Origin of the sequence: Xanthobacter sp. 91 (genome assembly GCF_000702385.1) — a bacterium.
GTDB classification, from domain to species: domain Bacteria; phylum Pseudomonadota; class Alphaproteobacteria; order Rhizobiales; family Xanthobacteraceae; genus Xanthobacter; species Xanthobacter aminoxidans.
In genome coordinates this window covers 108,707-128,470 of the sequence record NZ_JNIB01000001.1, presented here as the reverse complement: position 1 = coordinate 128,470, position 19,764 = coordinate 108,707, and the positions used below count along the sequence as shown (strand labels likewise).

The 19,764-nt window shown below is 68.5% G+C and carries 19 protein-coding genes; 8 read left to right on the top strand and 11 right to left on the bottom strand.

Annotated elements, in window-relative coordinates; all coding sequences use genetic code 11:
• Nucleotides 1–24 precede the first annotated feature (24 nt).
• From A37E_RS0100780 to A37E_RS0100755, 6 genes are all read right to left on the bottom strand, one after another.
• Nucleotides 25–756 carry an ABC transporter ATP-binding protein gene (locus tag A37E_RS0100780; RefSeq protein WP_029554880.1) on the bottom strand — a complete coding sequence of 244 codons (732 nt, stop codon included), beginning with the start codon at nucleotides 754–756 and terminating at the stop codon, nucleotides 25–27.
• Nucleotides 753–1,529, bottom strand: a complete 777-nt coding sequence (locus tag A37E_RS0100775) for an ATP-binding cassette domain-containing protein (protein ID WP_029554879.1) — start codon at nucleotides 1,527–1,529, stop codon at nucleotides 753–755. The genes A37E_RS0100780 and A37E_RS0100775 overlap by 4 nt, the downstream gene beginning before the upstream one ends.
• Nucleotides 1,526–2,719 (bottom strand): branched-chain amino acid ABC transporter permease, encoded by a 1,194-nt coding sequence (locus A37E_RS0100770; RefSeq protein WP_197022908.1) that lies wholly within the window; start codon nucleotides 2,717–2,719, stop codon nucleotides 1,526–1,528. The genes A37E_RS0100775 and A37E_RS0100770 overlap by 4 nt, the downstream gene beginning before the upstream one ends.
• A gap of 7 nt (nucleotides 2,720–2,726) precedes the next feature.
• Nucleotides 2,727–3,647 carry a branched-chain amino acid ABC transporter permease gene (locus tag A37E_RS0100765; protein ID WP_029554877.1) on the bottom strand — a complete coding sequence of 307 codons (921 nt, stop codon included), beginning with the start codon at nucleotides 3,645–3,647 and terminating at the stop codon, nucleotides 2,727–2,729.
• Between the two features lie 203 nt (nucleotides 3,648–3,850).
• Complete coding sequence (locus A37E_RS0100760) at nucleotides 3,851–5,044, bottom strand: branched-chain amino acid ABC transporter substrate-binding protein (RefSeq protein ID WP_245279240.1); 1,194 nt, start codon at nucleotides 5,042–5,044, stop codon at nucleotides 3,851–3,853.
• A gap of 76 nt (nucleotides 5,045–5,120) precedes the next feature.
• Nucleotides 5,121–6,179, bottom strand: a complete 1,059-nt coding sequence (locus tag A37E_RS0100755; RefSeq protein WP_038192355.1) for a carbon-nitrogen hydrolase family protein — start codon at nucleotides 6,177–6,179, stop codon at nucleotides 5,121–5,123.
• A gap of 451 nt (nucleotides 6,180–6,630) precedes the next feature.
• Here A37E_RS0100755 and A37E_RS0100750 point away from each other — a divergent pair, with 451 nt between their 5' ends.
• From A37E_RS0100750 to A37E_RS0100715, 8 genes are all read left to right on the top strand, one after another.
• Nucleotides 6,631–7,176 carry a sigma-70 family RNA polymerase sigma factor gene (locus A37E_RS0100750; protein ID WP_029554874.1) on the top strand — a complete coding sequence of 182 codons (546 nt, stop codon included), beginning with the start codon at nucleotides 6,631–6,633 and terminating at the stop codon, nucleotides 7,174–7,176.
• Nucleotides 7,177–7,185: 9 nt separating this feature from the next.
• Nucleotides 7,186–7,821: an NrsF family protein gene (locus tag A37E_RS0100745; RefSeq protein ID WP_029554873.1), complete on the top strand. Its 636-nt coding sequence runs from the start codon at nucleotides 7,186–7,188 to the stop codon at nucleotides 7,819–7,821.
• A gap of 201 nt (nucleotides 7,822–8,022) precedes the next feature.
• Nucleotides 8,023–9,309 (top strand): hypothetical protein, encoded by a 1,287-nt coding sequence (locus A37E_RS0100740; protein WP_156026202.1) that lies wholly within the window; start codon nucleotides 8,023–8,025, stop codon nucleotides 9,307–9,309.
• Nucleotides 9,310–9,397: 88 nt separating this feature from the next.
• The gene (locus A37E_RS0100735; protein ID WP_029554871.1) at nucleotides 9,398–10,360 is read left to right on the top strand and encodes an amidohydrolase family protein; all 963 of its coding nucleotides are present in this window, start codon (nucleotides 9,398–9,400) and stop codon (nucleotides 10,358–10,360) included.
• Nucleotides 10,361–10,603: 243 nt separating this feature from the next.
• Nucleotides 10,604–11,029 (top strand): hypothetical protein, encoded by a 426-nt coding sequence (locus tag A37E_RS0100730; protein WP_029554870.1) that lies wholly within the window; start codon nucleotides 10,604–10,606, stop codon nucleotides 11,027–11,029.
• A 45-nt stretch (nucleotides 11,030–11,074) separates the two neighbouring features.
• The gene (locus tag A37E_RS0100725) at nucleotides 11,075–11,986 is read left to right on the top strand and encodes a hypothetical protein (RefSeq protein WP_051678684.1); all 912 of its coding nucleotides are present in this window, start codon (nucleotides 11,075–11,077) and stop codon (nucleotides 11,984–11,986) included.
• A gap of 41 nt (nucleotides 11,987–12,027) precedes the next feature.
• Nucleotides 12,028–12,393, top strand: coding sequence for a copper homeostasis periplasmic binding protein CopC (gene copC, locus A37E_RS0100720; RefSeq protein WP_029554868.1), 366 nt, complete (start codon nucleotides 12,028–12,030; stop codon nucleotides 12,391–12,393).
• A complete protein-coding gene (locus A37E_RS0100715; RefSeq protein ID WP_029554867.1) occupies nucleotides 12,393–13,301 on the top strand; it encodes a CopD family protein in 909 nt (302 codons plus the stop codon). The genes copC and A37E_RS0100715 overlap by 1 nt, the downstream gene beginning before the upstream one ends.
• 10 nt (nucleotides 13,302–13,311) lie before the next feature.
• Here the strand turns inward: A37E_RS0100715 and A37E_RS0100710 are convergent, their stop codons facing one another.
• From A37E_RS0100710 to A37E_RS27585, 5 genes are all read right to left on the bottom strand, one after another.
• Complete coding sequence (locus tag A37E_RS0100710) at nucleotides 13,312–14,001, bottom strand: response regulator transcription factor (protein ID WP_029554866.1); 690 nt, start codon at nucleotides 13,999–14,001, stop codon at nucleotides 13,312–13,314.
• Complete coding sequence (locus tag A37E_RS0100705; protein ID WP_029554865.1) at nucleotides 13,998–16,715, bottom strand: sensor histidine kinase KdpD; 2,718 nt, start codon at nucleotides 16,713–16,715, stop codon at nucleotides 13,998–14,000. Before A37E_RS0100705 ends, A37E_RS0100710 begins: the two co-directional genes overlap by 4 nt.
• A 38-nt stretch (nucleotides 16,716–16,753) precedes the next feature.
• Nucleotides 16,754–17,362 carry a K(+)-transporting ATPase subunit C gene (locus tag A37E_RS0100700; RefSeq protein WP_029554864.1) on the bottom strand — a complete coding sequence of 203 codons (609 nt, stop codon included), beginning with the start codon at nucleotides 17,360–17,362 and terminating at the stop codon, nucleotides 16,754–16,756.
• Nucleotides 17,363–17,550: 188 nt separating this feature from the next.
• Nucleotides 17,551–19,614, bottom strand: a complete 2,064-nt coding sequence (gene kdpB / locus A37E_RS0100695; protein WP_029554863.1) for a potassium-transporting ATPase subunit KdpB — start codon at nucleotides 19,612–19,614, stop codon at nucleotides 17,551–17,553.
• A 17-nt stretch (nucleotides 19,615–19,631) separates the two neighbouring features.
• Nucleotides 19,632–19,763: a hypothetical protein gene (locus A37E_RS27585; protein ID WP_280938437.1), complete on the bottom strand. Its 132-nt coding sequence runs from the start codon at nucleotides 19,761–19,763 to the stop codon at nucleotides 19,632–19,634.
• Nucleotide 19,764 lies beyond the last annotated feature (1 nt).

The following is a 19,764-nucleotide window of genomic DNA, read 5'->3' as shown; positions in this document are numbered from 1 at the left end:
TCGTCCCGAAGTGTTGTTGATTGTTCAATGAACGCCGAAATAGGCCTTGTGCAGCTCCCCATCGGCGGCGAGCGCTGCGCTGGTGCCGGAGGCGACGACGCGGCCCTGCGCCAGCACATAGCCGTCGTCGGCCACATCCAGCGTCTGCCGCACGTTCTGCTCCACGAGGAGGATGGTGTAGCCCTCCTCCTTCAACTGCCGCACGATGCGGAACACCTCCGAGACGAACAGCGGCGACAGGCCGAGGGAGGGCTCGTCGAACACGATCAGCTCCGGATCGGTCATCAGTCCGCGGGCGATGGAGAGCATGGAGCGCTCGCCGCCGGAGAGGGTGCCGGCGAGCTGGTTGCGCCGCTCCTTCAGCCGCGGGAATGTCTCGAACATGCGCTCCATGCGCGCGGCGAGGCGATGGCGGTCCTTCTCGAGCAGGCCGCCGACCTTGAGGTTTTCCAGCACGGTCATGCGCGGCAGCACGCGGTTGCCCTCCGGCACCGTGGCGATGCCCAGCGCGGCGATGCGGTGGGTGGCGAGATTGGTGATGGTGTCGCCCCCGAACGCCACCGATCCCCGCCGCACCGGGGTCAGCCCCAGGATGGAGCGGATGAGGGTGGACTTGCCCGCCCCGTTGGCGCCGAGGATGCAGGTGATGCGGCCGGGCTTCGCCTCGATGGAAACGTCGTGCAGCACGTCCGCCCGGTCATAGCCGGTGGTGACGCCCGAGACGGAGAGGCGGCGGGAGGCTTCGGGGCGGCTCATTGGGCACCTCCGAGATAAGCGGTCTGCACCTCGCGATCGGCGATGAGGGCATCGAACGGCCCCTCGAAGATCTTCCTGCCGAAGTTCAGCACGATGCAGCGGTCCGAGATGCGGCGGATCACGTCCATCTCATGCTCCACGAGGACGATGGCGAGGTCCGGCATCTCCTCCCGGAAGGCGAGGAGGTCATCCATCAGCGCCCGCGTCTCCTCATGGGTCATGCCGGCGGAGGGCTCGTCCAGCAAGAGCAGGCGCGGGGCGCCGACCAAAGCCCGGCAGATCTCGATGCGGCGCCGGTCGATCATGGTGAAGCTGCCGGCCGGCTTGAACAGATTGGCCGCGATCTGCGGGTTGAACCGGCGCGTGAGGGCGGTCGCCCGTTCCACCAGCTCGGACAGCTGGCGACGGAAGCGGCCGCGCAGCACGAGGGCGGAGAGGAGGCTGAGGTCGAGCCGCCCAAGCGCCCCCAGCGCGATGTTGTCGAACACCGTCTGGTCCAGCATCAGCCGCGAGCGCTGGAAGGTGCGGGCGACGCCGGCCCGGCCGATCTCCTGCGCCGAGCGGGCGAACAGGTCCTGCTCGGCGAGCTGCACCGCCCCGGCCGAGGGCTTGTAGAGGCCGGTGAGCACGTTGAAGAAGGTGGTCTTGCCCGAGCCGTTCGGCCCGACGAGGCCGATGGTCTCGCCCTTGCCGACGCGGATGTCGAGGGCGTCCAGCGCCGTCAGGCCTCCGAAGCGCATGGTGAGGCCGGAGCAGGCGAGCAGCGGGCTCATCGGGAACCTCCCTTCACGAGCGCGGAGAAGTCGCGCACCGCGCGCGGCATGAGGCCGGAGGGGCGGAAGCGCAGGATGGCGATGACGAGCAGGGCGAAGATGACGAGGCGGAATTCCTGGATCGCCTGTAATTTCTCGGGAATGACGAGGATGACCACCGCCGCCACCACGGCGCCCCAGAGATTGCCGAGCCCCCCCAGCACGAGGATGGACAGCATGATGAGGCTGTCGCCGAAATTGGCGCTGTTGGGGTTCACGAAGCCGTTCATCATGCCGTAGAGCGCGCCGGCGACGCCGATCATGGCGTTGCCGAGCAGGAAGGCGGTGGCCTTCCAGCGGGCGATGGAGAGGCCGAACACGCTGGCCGCCACCTCGTCCGAGCGCACCGCATCGAGCGCCACGCCGACGAACGACGTCTCCAGCCGCCGCACCAGGAAGAAGGCGAGGCCGAACAGGGCGCAGGAGGCGAGCGCGTAAGGCAGATAGAAGGAGACGTCGTAGGGCCCGATCTCGGTCACCCGGCTGAAGTCGAGGCCGAACAGCGAGAAGGATTTCACCTTCATACCCTGCGGGCCGCCCAGCACGTCGTTCACCTCCAGAAAGGCGCGCAGCAGCAGGCCGAAGGCGATGGTGACGAGCGCCGCATAATGGCCCCGCGTGCGCAGCACCGGCAGCAAAAGCACCAGCCCCAGCACCGCCGCCGCAAGGCCGGCGATGAGCAGGACGAGAAGGTGCGGGATGCCCGTATTCCCCAAGAGAGCTGCCACATAGGCGCCCACCGCGAAGAAGGCGGCGCCGGCGAAATTGGGCACGCCCGCAAAGGCCATCTGCAAGGTGAGGCCCGCGGCTGCCGTGGCGAAGAGGGCGACGGTGGCCATCATCAGCAGCGTGTAATGCTCCTCGCGCAGCGCGGCGGCTATGGCGAGGATGCTCACGGCGGCGGTGAGGTTCACCGTGCCGGGATGGGCGCGGCAGAGGCCGACGATGCGTCGGCCCACGGGCACCTTCTCCGCCAGCGCGAACACCGCGACGAAGGCGGCCAGCAGCGCGATCACCTGGCCCTGCTGTTCGGCATGGAGCAGGAAGCCGCCGCCGGCGAACAGGAGGGCCACGGTGGCGGCCACCGCGAGGCGCGCGCGGCCGCTGGTGCGGGCCGTATCGGCGGGAAGGGAGGGGGCAAGGTCCGCCATGCTCATCTCACACCCGCTCGCTGGATTTCTCGGCGATGAGGCCGGTGGGGAACAGGCCGATGAGGGCGATGATGACGGCGAAGGCCACCACGTCCTTGTAGGCGCTGGTGAAGGGCAGCACGACGGTGACGAGGGTCTGCACGCCCGCGAACAGGAAGCCGCCGATGATCGGCCCGATGAGGCTGCCAAGGCCGCCCACCACCGCGCAGGCAAAGCCGATGATGCCCAGCATGACGCCCATGTTGAAGTTGATCTCCCGGTAGTAGAGCCCGAGCATCAGCCCCGCGAGGCCAGCGAGCATCGATCCCAGAGCGAAGGTGCCGAGCACGGTGCGGTTGAAGCTGACGCCCGCGAGCTGCGCCACCTCCTCGTCCTGCGCCACCGCGCGGATGGAAAGGCCAAGGCGGGTGCGGGTGATGACGAGATGGGTCGCCAGCACCACCGCGAGGCCGGCGAGGAGGATGATGACGCTGTCGATGCCGACGCTGAACGATCCCGCCTTCAGCACCCCCTCCGGCAGCAGGGCCGGGAAGGGCTTGGGATTGCCGCCGTTGGGCACGCCGAGGCGGATGGCCTCGCGCAGCACGGTGCCGGCCATGAGGGTGGCGAGCAGCACGTTCACGCCCGGCGCGTTCTTCAGCGGCAGCACCAAAAGCCGGCCGATGATGACGCCGGAGAGCGCGCCCGCCCCGAGCGCCGCGATGAGCCCCACCGCCAGCGCCAGCGGGCCGGAGAGGGTGGCGAGCGCCGCCATTAGCCCCGCCGCCCCGAAGGCGGAGAAGGCGCCCACCGTCACCACGTCGCCGTGGGAGAACTTGATCACGTCCAGCACGCCGAAGAACAGCGAGAAGCCGACCGCGACGATGGCGTAGATGGTGCCGAGCATCAGCCCGTTGAACAGGTACTGGGCGAGAAGTCCGGGGTCCATGGCGGGTCTCTCAAGGGGAGCACAGGCCGGCGCGCTGCAAGAAGGGCGCCGGGGGCGAAGGGGAGCTGTCATGCCCCGGCTCGTCCGGGGCATCCACTTGGCCGCGGGTTCGCTGCTCGAAAGCCAGGCGTCGGTCGTGTCGCTGCGGTGGATCCCCCGGACAAGCCGGGGGATGACGGGCGGAGGGGCCAGAGCCGGCTCGCTCAGTTGCTCGCTGCCTTGCCCGGCAGCTTCTTGGTGCCCGTCGCATAGGCACTGTCCGGCCAGTAGACCCACTTGCCGTCCTGCGAGACATAGACGTTGGCGGAGACGATGTTCTGCCGGTGGTCGTCGAAATTGATCTCGCCGACCAGCGCCTTGTAGCCCTTGGTGGTGTTGAGGATGTCACGCACCTTCTTGCGGTCCGGGCCGGCCTTCTCGATGGCGTCCATGATGAGATTGGCGGCGGAGAAGGCGAACGGGCCGTAGGCGTCCGGGTCCTCGCGATAGCCGGCCTTGGCATAGGCGTCCATGAAGGCCTTGCCGTCGGCATACTTGGTCAGCGGCGCGCCGTTGTGGAAGGAGACGGTGCCTTCCGCGGCGGGGCCGGCGCCCTCGATGAAGCCGGCGCTCATGATGCCGGAGACGCCGGCAAGCTGCGCCGGGATGCCGAGCCGGTCCATCTGCGAGCGCACGCGCACGCCGAGCGGGGTGAGCCCGCCGATGAACACCACGTCCGGCTTCAGCTCCTTCACCTTGGTCAACTCGGCGGTGAAGTCCTGCTGGTCCGGCGGCACGGGGAAGGTGGCGAGGATCTCGCCGCCCTGGGGCTTCAGATTCTCGGCGAAATACTTGTTCTGACCCTTGCCGTAGTCGGTGGTGTCGTGGATGACCACAAAGGTCTTGAAGCCCTGCTTGGTGAGGAACTCGGCAGCCATCTTGCCTTCGTTGATCATCGTGCCGTTGACGCGGTGGATTTCCTTGTAGTCGTTGCCGTAGGTGATTTCCGGCAGCACTGCGCCCCACACCACCACCGGCAGGCCGAAGCGGTTGTAGGTGTCCACCGTGGCGATGGCCACCGCCGAGCAGTAATGGGTGATGCCGGCGATGATGGACTTGTCGGAGGCCGCCTTGGTGGCCACCTGCACGCCCACGTTCGGCTTGCACTCGTCGTCAAACGGCACGAGCTCGTAGGTGTATTTGGCGTCGGGCTTGGCGTTGTGCAGGTCCACGGCCAGCGACGCGGAATTGCGGCCGCCGAGGCCGGTGGCGGAATTGCCGCCGGTGAGCGGGCCGATGAAGGCGATCTTCACCGTGTCGCGGGCCAGCGCGGGCGCCGTCGCCAGCGACAGCGCGGCGAGCGCCGCGCCGGCGACGTTGAGCAGTTTTCGGCGGGCAAACATTTGATCCGTTGCCATGTGATGATCCTCTGGAAGGGTTTGTTCTGGTGAGGCCGTGCGGCGCCGGTCGTTGCCGGCCCCGGTCGAGGAAAATTCAGGCCGCGCCGTCGGCGAAGAGCATGTCCGCCGTGGGGTCGAGCGCCCCGTCGTCGGCGGCGCGGGCGATGGCCGCGCCCTCGGAGAAATAGGCCGGCTCGCGGGCGGAACGGTCCACCTCCAGGTGGAACACGTCGAAGCGGTTGTAATAGCCCACCACGTCATGGAACTGCTTGGGCTCCACGCAGCGGGCAGTATCGATCTCGGCGTAGAGGATGCCCTCGTGCTCGCCCAGCACCTCGCCCACCACCTGCGAGGTGGGATCGAGCACCATGGAGATGCCGCGCGGGGACTTGTCCATCACCTCCAGGCTCGCCTTCCCCATGCTGCCCATGGCCTCGCGCATGGCGGCATCGACGAAGCCGGAGGCGACGATGTTGAACACCTTCGCCTCGAAGGCATGAGCGCCGGCGCGGATCTCGATGGCGCGCTTCAGGTCGTAGGCGCCATCCTCCTCGGGCGGACGGGTCGGCCAGATCGGCGGATAGGAGGAGATGTGCACCTGCTCCCCCTGCGCCATCAGGGCATAGCGCGCGAGGGGATTGGTGTTCTCTCCGCAGATCAGCATGCCGACCCGGCCGATCTCGGTGGCGGTGACGCGCAGGCCGCGCGCGTCGCCGTTCGCCCACACCAGCTTCTCGTAGAAGGTGGGGACGAGCTTCCGGTGGTGGTTGAGGATCGCGCCGTCCGGCCCGATCAGCACGTTGGAATTCCAGATGCAGCCGACGCTGGCGTCGGTGCCCTCGGTGAAGCCGAGGGAGACGTGGACGCCGTGCCGGCGCGCCGCCATGCGGATGGTGCGGATGGCACCGTCCGAGAGCTTCTGCGCCTCAGCAACCAGCGCGCGGAAGAAGCCGTGATTGTAGATGGGCGCTTGCAGCGCCGCCCACACCGGGAAGCCCGGCAGGAAGGATTCCGGGAACACCACCAGCGCGGCGCCGTTGGCGGCGGCCTCGGCGATGAGGTCGCAGGCCTTCTCGGCGGTCTTGTCCGCATCGAGGAAGACGGACGAGGCGTGGCAGGCGGCGGCCTTGAAGCGGGGATATTGGACGGTCATCGGGCTCTTCTGCCAGTGGGGCGGCGGTGGGTACGCCGGCTCATGATGGCGTGGTGTCCCGTGTGCGGAAGGGCGCAAATGTGCAGGGGCACTTGCGCATATTCCTATGCGGCAGGTGTGGGCGCGGTTCCGGGGCCGGTGCCGGGGGCGCTTTGCCTCGACAGGGCGCAATTGCCCGGCTGCGCGCCGCCTCTGGATGAGGCGCGGTGCGCAAAGGATGGCCTTCGGGCCGACCATCGCCCTCTTTGCGCACCGCGCCTTGCACGATTTCCGATGGCGCGGCGAAGTTCGGGGGCGGCCAATATCCGGGTGGCGCGGCCAAGCGCCCCGCCTTCGCCCATTGCCTTGCGGGACGCGGCGAAGAATGATCCTTGCGAAAAATGAGCGCGTCGCCGGTTCGGGCTGTAACGTTCGGGTGGGCGCGTGCGAACTGACCCTCGGGAACGTGTAGATGGACGACCGCGAACTGCGGTGGGCGCAATTGATGCGGAGCGCGCTTGCCGGCGATGGCGCGGCCTATGAGCACTTGCTCCGTGAGCTGGCGCCCGCGCTGCGCATGGTGGTCCAGCGCCGCCTTGTCCGCCTTGGCGCGCCCACGGCGGAGACGGAGGACATTGTGCAGGAGACGCTGCTGGCGGTGCACCTGAAGCGGCACACCTGGCGCGCCGAGGACCCCCTCGGGCCCTGGCTTTGGACCATCGCCCGCAACAAGATGGTGGACCATCTGCGTCGGCGGGGGCGGCGGGTGGAGGTCCCGGTGGAGGATTTCGCCGAATTTCTCCCGGCGCCGGAGGAGCGGCCCGACACCGGGGCCATGGAGGTGGAACAGCACCTGGCCCTGCTGCCGCAGAAGCAGCAGGCGGTGCTGCGCTCGGTGGCGGTGGAGGGCGCCTCCGTCGCCGAGACGGCGGAGCGGATGCGCATGACGCCCGGCGCGGTGCGCGTGGCGCTGCATCGCGCCTTTGCGAGCCTTTCGGCCCGCCTGAGGGAGGAGTGAAGGAACGACGTGAAGACCGATGACCTCATACGCGCCCTCGCCGCCGACGCGCGGCCGGTGCGCAGCTTCAGGAGCACGCTGGCGCTGGCGCTTGTCGTCGGCGTCGTGGCGGCGGCGTGCGTGTTCGCCCTGCGTCTTTCGCCGCGGCCGCATCTTCTGACCCAGCTGGTGGAATGGCGCCTCGCCTTCAAGTTCGCGGTGACGCTCACGCTCGCCGCATCGGCGGTGGTGCTGGCGCTGCGCCTGTCGCAGCCCGGCGCGCCGGTGGGACGGGCAGCGCGGGCCCTGCTGGTGCCGGCCCTCCTGCTTGCGGCGGGTGTCGCGTCCGAGCTGGTGACGACGCCCGCGAGCCAGTGGCGGCACGAACTCGTCGGCCGTTACGCCATCTATTGCACGACGCTCATTCCCATGATCGCCGCCCCGGCATTGGGCGCGCTCCTCCTCGCCCTGCGGCGCGGCGCCCCCACCCACCCGACGCTGGCCGGCGCCGCCGCGGGCCTCGCTGCGGGCGGCATCGGCGCCGCCCTCTACGCCCTCCATTGCGTGGACGATTCCCCGCTGTTCGTCCTCGCCTGGTACAGCATCGCGGTGGCGGTGGTGACGGCGGTGGGCGCGCTCGTGGGTAGCCGATTGCTGCGCTGGTAGGGCAGGGGCTTCGGTTCCCGCGCCGCCGTTGCCGCGGGTTGCGAACGGGCGGCTCTTCGGCGGCCGGCGCCGCCGCCCGTCACTGTTGCCCTTTGGTCGCTTGCCGGCTCCGTCTTCCGCCTGCCGTTCCGTCACCGCCTAGACCGCGCCACGGCGCTTAGCTACCCCTAATTGCAACTCTGGTCAGGGAGAGTTGCGGTCATGGCGGCAAAGGCAAAAACCGGCTTCAGCGGGCTCGATAAGAGCAAGACGCTGGCCGAGAACACGGTGAATGCGGGTCCGGTGGTGCTGGATTCGAATGTGACGTTTACGGCGACATCGCCTGATATTTTCACCCAAGGATACTTTCTTGTCGATGTTACCAATTTTGGTGGAAATGACCATTTCTACCTTAAAGACGGTGGGGGTATAAAGGTCGTTTACGGACAAGATTTTGGATCTGTTTATTATAATGATGTGCTGGTCGGAACAGTCACGTCAGGCGGTCCGTACATATCGGTCACTCTTGAGCCGAACGTAACAGCAGAATCTATGACCGCTATGGCGAGAGCGGTCTCATATTACTACGATGGCGACACACCCTCAGCGTTCGGTCGCGTCGTCACTTATAGAGTTTTAAACTCGTCCGGTGCGGATACCTCAGCCACCATGCAGCTCAAGCTGAAGCCCGAGAACGACGCGCCCGTGTTCTCCGGCCTCGATGCCCAGTCGGTCCATTCCGCCTCGCAGGCCGCAGCGGGCGTCGTCATCGACGCCGACGTCCATGTGGCCAATCCCGATTTGACCGGCTTCAAGGGCGGCAAGCTCGCCGTCCATCTCGCCGGCGCGACCGCGACCGATCAGCTTTATCTGTCGGATGGGCATTTCAGCATCACCGGCAAGAAACTCTATCTCGATGGGAAGCAGGTCGGCACGGTCTCGGCCGATGGACACAACGGGCACGACCTCGCCTTCACCTTCTCCGCCGCCATATCGGATGCGCAAGCGAGCCAACTCGCCGAGCAGGTGTCCTATCGCTCCACCGCCGCCTCCGCCCCGAGCGGCGCGCGGGACGTGACCTTCACCGTCACCGACGCCGAGAAGAGTTCGACGAGCGCGCATGTCTCGCTGGGGTTCGAAGCGGATGCGCCGACCCTCCTGTCCGCCAACGCCATGGTCTCCGACCCCTTCGCGACCCTGAAGGCGGCCGCGTCCGGCGCGCCGGACGATCTCTCCGCCGTGTTCGCCACGCTGGAAGCGCGGGCGGCGGGGTTGCTGGAGGCGGCGTCGCACGCTCATGGGGCCTTGGGCGCGGATCATCTGCCGGACCTCCATTTGCCGGCGGCGGTCGCCGACTATCTCGATGCCATCGGCTCATCCATTCTCGACCATGCGCAGTCGGCGCATCCCGCGCTGGTGCACGAGCTGTCCGACCGGGCGGCGGCGCTGGCGGCGCATGTGCATGACGTGCTTCATCCCGTGCACGGGAGCGCGGATGCGCTGATCTGATCCGCGGCCGGCGGCGGTCGATGCTCTTGCCAGAACGGCACGGGCCGTGCCCATCTAGGGCGCGGCTGTTCCGGGCGGGAGGCAGGCGATGTCGCAAAGCGAGGGCCGGGTCGGGGCGCGGGACAGAGGCGGCTTTGATCGCCGCAGCCTGCTGAAAGGCGCGGCGGCACTCGCCGTCGCCGGGGGTATCGCTTCGGGCGCACGGGCCGCGGCCGGCGGGCTCATTGATGCACACAGCCACAGCTGGGGCGGCGATCTCTCCCGCTATCCCATGGTCAACGGCCAGACCGCGCGCGACCGCGATCCGCCGGACTACGATATCGACACCGTGCTGGCGCGGGAGGCGGCCATCGGGGTGTCGCGGGTCGTGCTGGTTCAGCACATCGGCTATTTCGGTTTCGACAGCTCCTACCTGACGGATGCCGCGCGGGCGCACCCCGGCACCTTCGCCGTGGTCGGCGCGGTGGACGATCGGCGGGCCGACGCGCCGGAGGCCATGCAGGCGGCCAAGACGGCGGGCGTGAAGGGGGTCCGCCTGAGGGGCGTCAATACCGCCTCCTGGCTCACCTCTTCCGTGATGGCGACCATCTGGGCGACGGCGGCGGAAGAAAACCTCGTGCTGTGCCCGCTCCTGCGCGACAGCCCGGATATGAGCGACGACGCGCTCGTGCATGTGGCCGAGATGTGTCGGCGCTACCCCGCGACGAATGTCTGCCTCGACCACATGGCCCATGTGAAGCCCGGCGACACCCGGCAGCTGGACAGGCTTCTGGCGCTTTCCGCCTTTCCGGGCGTGACGGTGAAGGTGTCGGGCCTCAACAAGTTCGACACGCCTCCTTACGACCGGGTGATCCCGCAACTCGTCGCCCTCATCGCCACCTTCGGTGCCGGCCGGCTGATGTGGGGCAGCGACATGCCGGTGCTGGAGCGCGAACCGCCCAACACCCTCCAGGCGGCTTTTGACTTCATTGCCCGCCGCGCGCCCCTCGACGATCAACAAAGGGACTTTCTGCTGCGGGGAACGGCCGAGCGGGTGTTCTTCGGCGGATAGGGGCTGCCCGCCCAGGTTGTGTGGGGAGGGGTGGCGAGGTTTTACCTAGCGTCATTTCCGGCTTTTCTCTGTAATTCGACGAATGCTGCAAGACGAACCGAGCCGTCGGTTGCGTCATCCTCATCTTCGCTGGTATTCTCGTGGCCTTCGGGACACGAACACACGCAGGGTGGGATGCGGGGCGGGGCAGGCAGTGGAGCGCGTGACCGCGCGGCCGGATGGGCCGGACGCGCGCGCTCGGCTTTGCGCCTTCCGGTCGTCCTGCGCCTTCCCGTTGCGCTGCGCCTGCTTTTCGTCGTCCTGATCCTCGTCAACGGTGTCGCCAGCTTCGTCCAGGCGGGCAATGCCGCCGGCCTCAGGTGGAATGCGGTCCAGGTCGAAGGGCTCGTCGCCGCTGGCCTGCTGTGCGAGCACGAGAGCGGGCAGGCGGGCTCTTCCGCCCCCGATCAATCCCCCGCCCATCCCTGCTGCGCGGACTGCATCGCCTGCCCCTGTGCCGACGGGATGCTGGCGCCGCCGCCGACGCCTGTCGCCCTCGGTGCCGTGGGCAGATTCCACATGGTGCGTGCCGATCTTCCGGCCGCCCAGCTGGCCACCCAATTTCCCTTCAAGCGCGGGCCGCCGCCGCGCGCACCTCCCCACCTCGTGACCGCCGTCAAGGCCGCCTGAACCGGCGCGCGAGCGCGCGCCTTCGGTTTCTCACGAGGATTTTTCATGACCCGGCTTCACAGTGCCGTCAGCCTTTGCGCGCTGACCGGCCTTCTTCTCGCTGCGCATCCGCCCTCCGCGCACGCCCATGGAATCGCGGGCGACCGCGTGTTCCCGGCGACCCTCACCTTCGACGATCCGGCCGTGGCCGATGAGCTCGCTCTGCCCACCGTGCAATATCTGAAGGATAGCGACGGCGTCGGCGGCACCGGCTATTCGTTCGAATATGCCAAGACCATCACCCCGTGGCTCGGCATCTCGGTCGAAAGCGGCTGGCTGCAGAATACCCCCGGCCATTCGGGCTTCGACAACATCGAGACGACGCTGAAATGGATGCTCCTCAACAATGCGGAGCATGAATTCATCTTCTCGGTGGGCCTCAGCATCGAATGGGGTGGCACCGGCAATTCCAAGGTGGTGGACAGCTACACCACGGTCTCGCCCAACCTCTATTTCGGCAAGGGCTTCGGCGACCTGCCGGACAGCCTCGCCTTGCTCCGGCCCTTCGCCATCACCGGCCAGCTGGGCTATGGCCTGCCCACCCAGCTCACCGATCCGCTGACCTTCGAATCCAACCCGCGCGTGCTCACCTGGGGCCTGTCGCTGCAATACAGCCTGCCCTACCTCAATCAGAACGTGCGCGAGATGACGGGCCAGCCGGATTTCATCAAGCAGCTCACCCCCATCATCGAAGCCAGCTTCCAGTCGCCGGTCTCCAACATCGGCGACGGCGCGCGCATCACCACGGGCACCATCAATCCCGGTGTCATCTGGTCCAATGGCGCGGTGCAGGTGGGCCTTGAGGCCCTCATTCCCATCAATGCCCAGAGCGGCAGCCATGTGGGCGTGATCGGCCAATTGCATTTCTTCCTGGACGATATCTTCCCGAACGGCATCGGAAAGCCTCTCTTTCCCTGAACGTCCGTTCCTTCCCTGATCCTCTTTTCGCGAGACCCATCATGAAGCGCATCGCAACCCTCGTCGCCGCCGCGGCCCTCGGCCTTTTGTCCGCCACCGCCGCTTTCGCCCACGCCCATCTGGAAAAGGCCGTGCCAGGCGTCGGCACCACCGTTTCCGCCGGCCCCAGCGAGGTCCGCCTCGTCTTCAGCGAGGCGGTGGAGCCCCGCTTTTCCTCCATCGTCGTCACTCGCGCGGATGGTTCCGCCGTGGCCTCGGGCGCGGCGGCCGATGCCTCCGATCCCAAGGCGCTGGTGCTGAAGCTGGGGGCGGCGCTGCCGGCCGGCGCCTACAAGGTGCAGTGGAAGATCGTCTCCGTGGACACCCACAAGACCGAGGGCAGCTTCAGCTTCCAGGTCGGCAAATAGTGGACGTCTTTCCCCTCATCCTCGCCGCGCGGTTCGTGCATTTCGCGGCGGGGCTGGTGCTGCTCGGCGCGCCGCTGTTCGTGTTCACCGCCGTTCCGGCGTGGGCCGGGGCAGCGGGCGCCTCGGCCGTGCGGGCGGCGGAGCGGATGGTGTTGCTCGCGCTGCCGGTCGCGCTCGTCTCCGCCCTCGTGTGGGCGGGGGCGTCGCTGGTGGATATCACCGGCATGCCGGCGAGCCTCGCCGACCCGAGCCTCGTCTCCGGCTTCCTACTGGAAACCGGGTTCGGCCGGGCCATGGCGTTCCGGCTGGCCGTGCTCGTCGTGGCCGCGCTCGCGGCGCTTGCCCTGCGCGGACGGCGGAGGCTGGCGGCGGTCGCCGGCGCGGGGGTGGTGCTGATGGCGAGCGAAAGCCTCCTCGGCCATCCCGGTGCCGCCGAGGGCGCGCGGGCGGTGATGCTGGTGGCGGTCCATGCGGTCCATGGCACGGGCGCGGCGGTGTGGATCGGCGGCCTGCTGCCGCTCATCGTGCTGCTGGACGGCTGGGCGAACGCGCCGGATGAAGCCGGAAAGGCCCCGGGCGCCGTGCTGCGGCGGTTCTCCTGCGTCGGCATCGCCGCAGTGCTGATGGTGGGCTTCGGCGGTAGCCTTGCCGCGATCCTGCACATCGAGACGCCAGCCGCGCTGCCGGGGACGATCTACGGCCGCATCGTTCTGCTGAAGGCGACGGTCTTCGCCGGCCTCGTCTGCCTCGCCTTGCGCAACCGGCATATCGCCCTGCGCCTCGCCCGCTCGGACGCACGGGGCGCGGACCTTGCGCGCATCGCGATGAACAGCCGGCTGGAGGTGGCGCTGGCCCTTGTCGCCGTCTTCCTCGCCGCGCTGCTGGGCATGAGCGATCCGCAGCTTTAGCCGGGGCGGCTCACTCCGGCTCGGCGAGGCGATAGCCGACGCCGGTCTCGGTGCGGATGTAGCGGGGCTTCTCCGGATTGTCCTCCAGCTTCTGCCGGAGCTGGCGGACATAGACGCGCAGATATTGCAGATCGTGCATCTCGCCCCACACCTGCGAGAGCAGGTAATGGTGGGTGAGCACCTTGCCAGCGTGCTGCACCAGCACCCGCAGGATGGCGTATTCCTTGGGCGAGAGCTTCACCTCCCGGTCCTTCACCTTCACGATCCGCCGCACCAGATCCACCGAAAGGTCGCCCACAACGAAGACCGGCTTCTCCCCCTGCTGCTGGAGGCGGTGGCGCAAAGCGACGCGGATGCGGGCCACCAGCTCGTTCATGCCGAACGGCTTGGTGACGTAGTCGTCCGCCCCCGCCTCCAGCGCCTCCACGATGCCGGGCTCGTCGGTGCGGCTGGAGAGGATGATGATGGGGCAGGTCACGCCGTCTTCCCGCCAGCGGCGCAGCAGGTCGCGGCCGGGAATGTCGGGCAGGCCGAGGTCGAGGATGACGAGATCGGGCGCGCCAGCGGCCATGAGCGCCAGCGCCTCGGCGCCGGTGGCGGCGCTCTCCACCCCGTAGCCCTGCGTCGGCAGGCCGGTGGCGAGCAGGCGGCGGATGGCGGGTTCGTCGTCCACCACGAGAAGCTTCACGGCCGCGCTCACGGGGCGGCCTCCAGCATGGGGGCGACCGCCCCCGCCGGCAGGTCGATGGTGAAGACGGCGCCGGAACGGTCGGCCCGGTTGGCCACGGCGATGGTGCCGCCCAGGGCTTCGATGAAGCCCCGGCAGATGGCGAGGCCGAGCCCGGTGCCGGCGCGGACCTGATCCTGCTTGCGGGCGCGGAAGAACTTGTCGAACACCTTGTCCACGTCCTCGTCCGGAATGCCCGGCCCTTCGTCCAGCACCTGCAACGTCACGTGGCCGCCCTCCTGCCCGTTCTCGGCCCAGCCGTGCAGGGAGACGAGGGAGCCAGCGGGCGCGTATTTCGCGGCATTGTCGAGGAGGTTGAACAGCGCCTGCTCGAACAGCACCGGGTCGACGTTCAGCATGGGCAGGTCCGGCGCAAGGTCGATCTCCACCCGGTGGTCCTTCAGGATGGAGGCCGCCCGCCGCATGGCGCTGCCGACGATCTCGGCGAGGTCGTTGGGCGAGGCATTGGGCACGATGGCCCCGGATTCGAGCCGCGTCATGTCGAGCAGATTGGCGATGAAGCGGTTGAGCCGCAACGCCTCCTCCTCGATGGTCGCCAGCATCTCCCCGCGCTGGTCCTCGCTGAGGGCGGCGGCGAAGCTCTTCAGGGTGCCGGCCGCGCCGAGGATGGAGGCGAGCGGCGTCTTCAGATCATGCGAGATGGAGGTGAGAAGGGCCGAGCGGAGGCGGTCGGTCTCGGCGTCGAGCCGCGCCTTCTCCACGTCGGAGACGAGGTTCGCCCGCTCCACGGCCAGCGCCGCCTGATCGGCGAGGGCGTCGAGCAGCCGGCGTTCCTCGGGCGAGAGGGGCGGGCCTTCCTTGTCCTTGTCGATGCCCACCACGCCCACCGCCCCGCGCCCGGTGTGCATGGGCAGGAACAGGCGGCGCGCGCCGGGCAGCGTGTCGGCGCCGCGGCCGGCGGGGCGGTTGTTCTCATAGGTCCAGTTGGCGGCGGCGAGGTCGGCGGCGTCGATGGCGTCTTCCGGGGGGTAGCCGGCCTTCACGGTGAGCGCGCCATCCTCCGGCAGCAGCATCACCACGCGCACCTTCAGCATGGAGGCGATCTGGAAGGCGGTGGCCCAGAGGAGATCGTCGAGGCTCACCGCGCTCGCGAGCTTCTTCGAGAAGAGATAGAGGTCTTCCGTCGTCTTCGCCCGCGCCCGTGCGGCAAGCGCCTGCCCGCGCACCCGCGCCGTGAGATTGCTGGCGATGGCCGCCACCACCAGGAAGAAGAACAGCGCGATCACGTTTTCCGGATCGGCGATGGTGAAGGTGTAGAGCGGCGGGATGAAGAAGAAATTGAACGCCAGCATGGCGGCGACCGAGGTCGCCAGCGCCGGCCACAGGCCCGAGCGCACGGCGCTCACCAGCACGGCGGTGAGGAAGACGAGGGCGACGTTCTGCAACCCCAGCAGCCGTTGCAGGGCGACGCCGACGAGGGTCGCGGCGGCGACGAGGAACGCGCCCTCCGCATAGGCCCGCACCTCCCGGCGCACCGGCAGCGGGGCGGCCGCGCGCGCCTCCTCCGATGCCGGCGGCCCGGCGTCGCCGGCGATCACATGGACGGAGATGTTGCCGGAGCGGCGCACAAGGTCGTGCACCACCGAGCCGTGCAATATCTCGAACCAGCGCGAGCGGTCGGACTTGCCGATGACGATCTGGGTGGCGTTGGCGGATCGGGCATAGCTGAGCACGTCGTCGGCGATGTGCGCGCCGCCGGGCACGGTGACGGCCTCCGCCCCCAGCCGCTCGGCGAGGCGCAGCACCTCAGCGATGCGGTCCCGTTCCGCGTCGCCGAGCTGGAAGCTGCGCTGGGTCTCCACATAGAGCGCCACCCAGGGGGCGCGCAGCCGGTCGGCGAGGCGCTTGGCGTAGCGCACCAAAGCGGCGCAGCGCTTGTCCTCGCTGATACAGACCAGCACCCGCTCACCCGCAGCCCACGGGCCGGAGATGGCATGGGCGCGCATGTGGCTGAGCAATTGCTCGTCCACCCGTTGGGCGGTGCGGCGCAGGGCCAGCTCGCGCAAAGCGGTGAGGTTGCCGGGGGAGAAGTAATTGTCCACCGCGCGCCGGGCGGTGTCGGGCACGTAGACCTTGCCGTCATGCAGGCGCTGGATGAGATCGGAGGGGGTGATGTCGATCACCTCGATCTCGTCGGCGCGGTCGATGATGGCGTCCGGCACCGTCTCGCGCACGCGGATGCGGGTGATCTGCGCCACCACGTCGTTCAGGCTCTCCACATGCTGGATGTTCAGCGTGGAATAGACGTTGATGCCGGCGGCGAGCAGTTCCTCCACGTCCATGTAGCGCTTGGCGTGGCGGCTGTCGGGGGCGTTGGTGTGGGCCAGCTCGTCCACCAGCACGAGGTCGGGCTTGCGAGCGAGGATGGCGTCGAGGTCCATCTCCTCCAACTGCCGGCCCTTGTAGGAGACCCTGCGGCGGGGGACGATCTCGAAGCCCTCCACCAGCGCCTGTGTCTCGCGCCGGCCGTGGGTCTCCACCACGCCGATCACCACGTCGGCGCCGTCCTTGAGGCGGGTGCGGCCGGAGGCGAGCATCTCGTAGGTCTTCCCGACGCCGGGGGCGGCGCCGAGGAAGATCTTCAACTGGCCACGGCTCTCCCGCTGCGCCTCCTTCAGGAGGGCGTCCGGCGAGGGGCGGTGGTCGCTCTCGCGCTCTTCGGGCATTGCCGTCTCCCGGCCGGGCCGCTCAGGTCCCGCCTGTTCTATTTTGCGCCGGCGAAGCGGTCCAGCGCGAGATTGAGGGCGAGCACATTCACCTTGGGCTCGCCGAGGAGTCCGAAGGTGCGCTCGTCCGTCTCGTGCGTCACCAGCCGGCGCAGCACGTCCTCATTGAGGCCGCGCGCTTTGGCGATGCGCGGCACCTGGAACAGGGCCGCCTCCGGCGAGATATCCGGGTCGAGCCCCGAGGCGGAGGTGGTGACGAGATCGACCGGCACCGCCGCGCCGGGATTCTCGGTCTTCAGGGCCGCCATGTCGCCCTTCACCCGCTCCATGAGGGCGGGATTGGTGGGGCCGAGGTTCGAGCCCATGGAATTGGCCGCATTGTAGGGCTGCGGCACGGTCTTGGAGGCATCCGCCGGATCGGCGCCGGTGGTGGCGGAGGGCCGGCCGTGGAAGTAGCGGTCGGACGTGAAGGCCTGCCCGATGAGGGCGGAGCCGACCACGGTGCCGTTCTTCTCGATGAGGCTGCCATTGGCCTGCGACGGGAAGACGAGCTGCGCGGCGCCGGTCATGGCGAAGGGGTAGGCGAGGCCGGTGATCCCCGTCAGCAGGACGATGAGGACGAAGGCGGGGCGAAGGGTGTTGAGCATGATCTATCTCCCTGGAGCCGTGGCGCCTGCCTTCACCTGCGTCATGCCCGGGCTTGTCCCGGGCATCCACGTCGTGCCGCTGGTGCGCTGCTCGATTTGCGGGCGCCCGGCCGCCGGACGTGGATGGCCGGGACAAGCCCGGCCATGACGGCGTAAGGGAGAAGGGAGGCGTGCTCCTTTTCAGACGTTCAGACGAGGTGCAGGGCGGTGACGGCCACGTCGATGATCTTGATGCCGGCGAACGGCACCACGATCCCGCCGAGGCCATAGATGAGCAGGTTCCGCTTGAGCAGCGCCGCCGCGCCGATGGGCCGGAACTTCACGCCCTTCAGCGCCAGCGGAATGAGGGCGATGATGATGAGGGCGTTGAAGATGATGGCCGAGAGGATGGCGCTCTGCGGCGAGGCCAGCCCCATCACGTTCAGCGCGCCGAGCTGCGGGTAGAAGGCCACGAACATGGCCGGGATGATGGCGAAATACTTCGCCACGTCGTTGGCGATGGAGAAGGTGGTGAGCGACCCGCGCGTCATCAGCAGCGCCTTGCCGATCTCCACGATCTCGATGAGCTTGGTGGGGTCGCTGTCGAGGTCCACCATGTTGCCGGCTTCGCGGGCGGCCACCGTGCCGGTGTTCATGGCGACGCCCACATCCGCCTGGGCCAGCGCCGGGGCGTCGTTGGTGCCGTCGCCGCACATGGCGACCAGCTTGCCTTTGGCCTGTTCATCGCGGATGAGCTTCAGCTTTGCCTCGGGGGTGGCCTCGGCGAGGAAGTCGTCCACGCCCGCCTCGGCGGCGATGGCGGCGGCGGTGAGCGGGTTGTCGCCGGTGATCATCACCGTGCGGATGCCCATGCGGCGCAGCTCGGCGAAGCGCTCGCGGATGCCGCCCTTCACGATGTCCTTGAGATAGACCACACCCAGCACCTTGCCGTCGCGGGCCACGGCCAGCGGCGTTCCACCGGCCTTGCCGATCTCCTCGGCGATGGCCTGCACCTCGCGCAGCGTCTCCGGAGAGACGGGACGCACGGCCGAACCGGGGGACTGGAGATCCTTCAGGATGGCATCCACCGCGCCCTTGCGGATCACGGTGCCGTCCACGTCCACGCCGCTCATGCGGGTCTGGGCGGTGAAGGGCACGAAATGGGCGTTGAGGGTCGCCATGTCGCGGCCGCGGATGGCGTATTTCTCCTTCGCCAGCACCACGATGGAGCGGCCCTCCGGCGTCTCGTCGGCGAGCGAGGCGAGCTGTGCCGCGTCCGCCAGCTCCTGCGGGCTCACGCCGCGCACCGGGCGGAATTCCGCCGCCTGACGGTTGCCCAGCGTGATGGTGCCGGTCTTGTCGAGGAGGAGCGTGTCCACGTCGCCCGCCGCCTCCACCGCGCGGCCGGACATGGCGAGCACGTTGAAGCGCACGAGGCGGTCCATGCCGGCGATGCCGATGGCCGAGAGCAGCGCGCCGATGGTGGTGGGGATGAGCGTCACGAACAGCGCCACCAGCACGACCACGGAGATGGTGCCTCCCGCATAGGCGGCGAAGCTCGGGATGGAGGCGGTGGCGAAGACGAAGATCAGCGTCATGCCCGCGAGCAGGATGTTGAGGGCGATCTCGTTCGGCGTCTTCTGCCGCTCGGCGCCCTCCACCAGGTGGATCATGCGGTCGAGGAAGGTGGAGCCCGCCGCTGCCGTGATGCGTACCTTGATGTGGTCGGAGATGACCGTGGTGCCGCCGGTGACGGCCGAGCGGTCGCCGCCGCTCTCGCGGATCACCGGCGCGCTCTCGCCTGTTATGGCCGCCTCGTTGACCGAGGCGACGCCTTCCACCACCTCGCCGTCGGAGGGGATGACATCGCCCGCCTCCACCAGCACCACGTCGCCGACTTTCAGCGACGTGCCGGCCACTTCGCGCCAGTCATTGCCGGAGCCGGTGAGGAGCTTTGCCTGCGTCTCCGTGCGGGTGCGGCGGAGCGAATCCGCCTGCGCCTTGCCGCGCCCCTCGGCCACGGCTTCCGCGAAATTGGCGAACAGCACGGTGAACCACAGCCACAGGATGATCTGGAAGGAGAAGCCGAGGCCGCTCCCGCCGGTGGCGAGGTCGCGCACGAAGAGGACGGTGGTGAGGAGGGCGACCACCTCCACCACGAACATCACCGGGTTCTTCACCATCGCGCGCGGATCGAGCTTCTTGAACGACGCGCCGATGGCCGGCACCAGGATGGCCGGGTCGAGGATGCTGCTGGAACGGGGCTTGGCCATTTATGGCTCCCGATAGATCAGGGTGTGCCGACAACGAGCACCACCATCTGGATGGCGGCGACGAGGACGAAGGCGGCGAGGGTCACGAGGAGAATGAGTTCGGAGGTGCGCAGGGCCGAAGCCTGCGCGTGCAGGGTGCGGCGTGCCATC

Bases quoted from the DNA above. Each gene is read 5' to 3' on its own strand.
- A37E_RS0100780 (WP_029554880.1), bottom strand. From the start codon at position 756: ATGAGCCGCCCCGAAGCCTCCCGCCGCCTCTCCGTCTCGGGCGTCACC.
- A37E_RS0100775 (WP_029554879.1), bottom strand. From the start codon at position 1,529: ATGAGCCCGCTGCTCGCCTGCTCCGGCCTCACCATGCGCTTCGGAGGC.
- A37E_RS0100770 (WP_197022908.1), bottom strand. From the start codon at position 2,719: ATGGCGGACCTTGCCCCCTCCCTTCCCGCCGATACGGCCCGCACCAGC.
- A37E_RS0100765 (WP_029554877.1), bottom strand. From the start codon at position 3,647: ATGGACCCCGGACTTCTCGCCCAGTACCTGTTCAACGGGCTGATGCTC.
- A37E_RS0100760 (WP_245279240.1), bottom strand. From the start codon at position 5,044: ATGGCAACGGATCAAATGTTTGCCCGCCGAAAACTGCTCAACGTCGCC.
- A37E_RS0100755 (WP_038192355.1), bottom strand. From the start codon at position 6,179: ATGACCGTCCAATATCCCCGCTTCAAGGCCGCCGCCTGCCACGCCTCG.
- A37E_RS0100750 (WP_029554874.1), top strand. From the start codon at position 6,631: ATGGACGACCGCGAACTGCGGTGGGCGCAATTGATGCGGAGCGCGCTT.
- A37E_RS0100740 (WP_156026202.1), top strand. From the start codon at position 8,023: ATGGCGGCAAAGGCAAAAACCGGCTTCAGCGGGCTCGATAAGAGCAAG.
- A37E_RS0100735 (WP_029554871.1), top strand. From the start codon at position 9,398: ATGTCGCAAAGCGAGGGCCGGGTCGGGGCGCGGGACAGAGGCGGCTTT.
- A37E_RS0100725 (WP_051678684.1), top strand. From the start codon at position 11,075: ATGACCCGGCTTCACAGTGCCGTCAGCCTTTGCGCGCTGACCGGCCTT.
- copC (WP_029554868.1), top strand. From the start codon at position 12,028: ATGAAGCGCATCGCAACCCTCGTCGCCGCCGCGGCCCTCGGCCTTTTG.
- A37E_RS0100705 (WP_029554865.1), bottom strand. From the start codon at position 16,715: ATGCCCGAAGAGCGCGAGAGCGACCACCGCCCCTCGCCGGACGCCCTC.
- A37E_RS0100700 (WP_029554864.1), bottom strand. From the start codon at position 17,362: ATGCTCAACACCCTTCGCCCCGCCTTCGTCCTCATCGTCCTGCTGACG.
- kdpB (WP_029554863.1), bottom strand. From the start codon at position 19,614: ATGGCCAAGCCCCGTTCCAGCAGCATCCTCGACCCGGCCATCCTGGTG.
- A37E_RS27585 (WP_280938437.1), bottom strand. From the start codon at position 19,763: ATGGCACGCCGCACCCTGCACGCGCAGGCTTCGGCCCTGCGCACCTCC.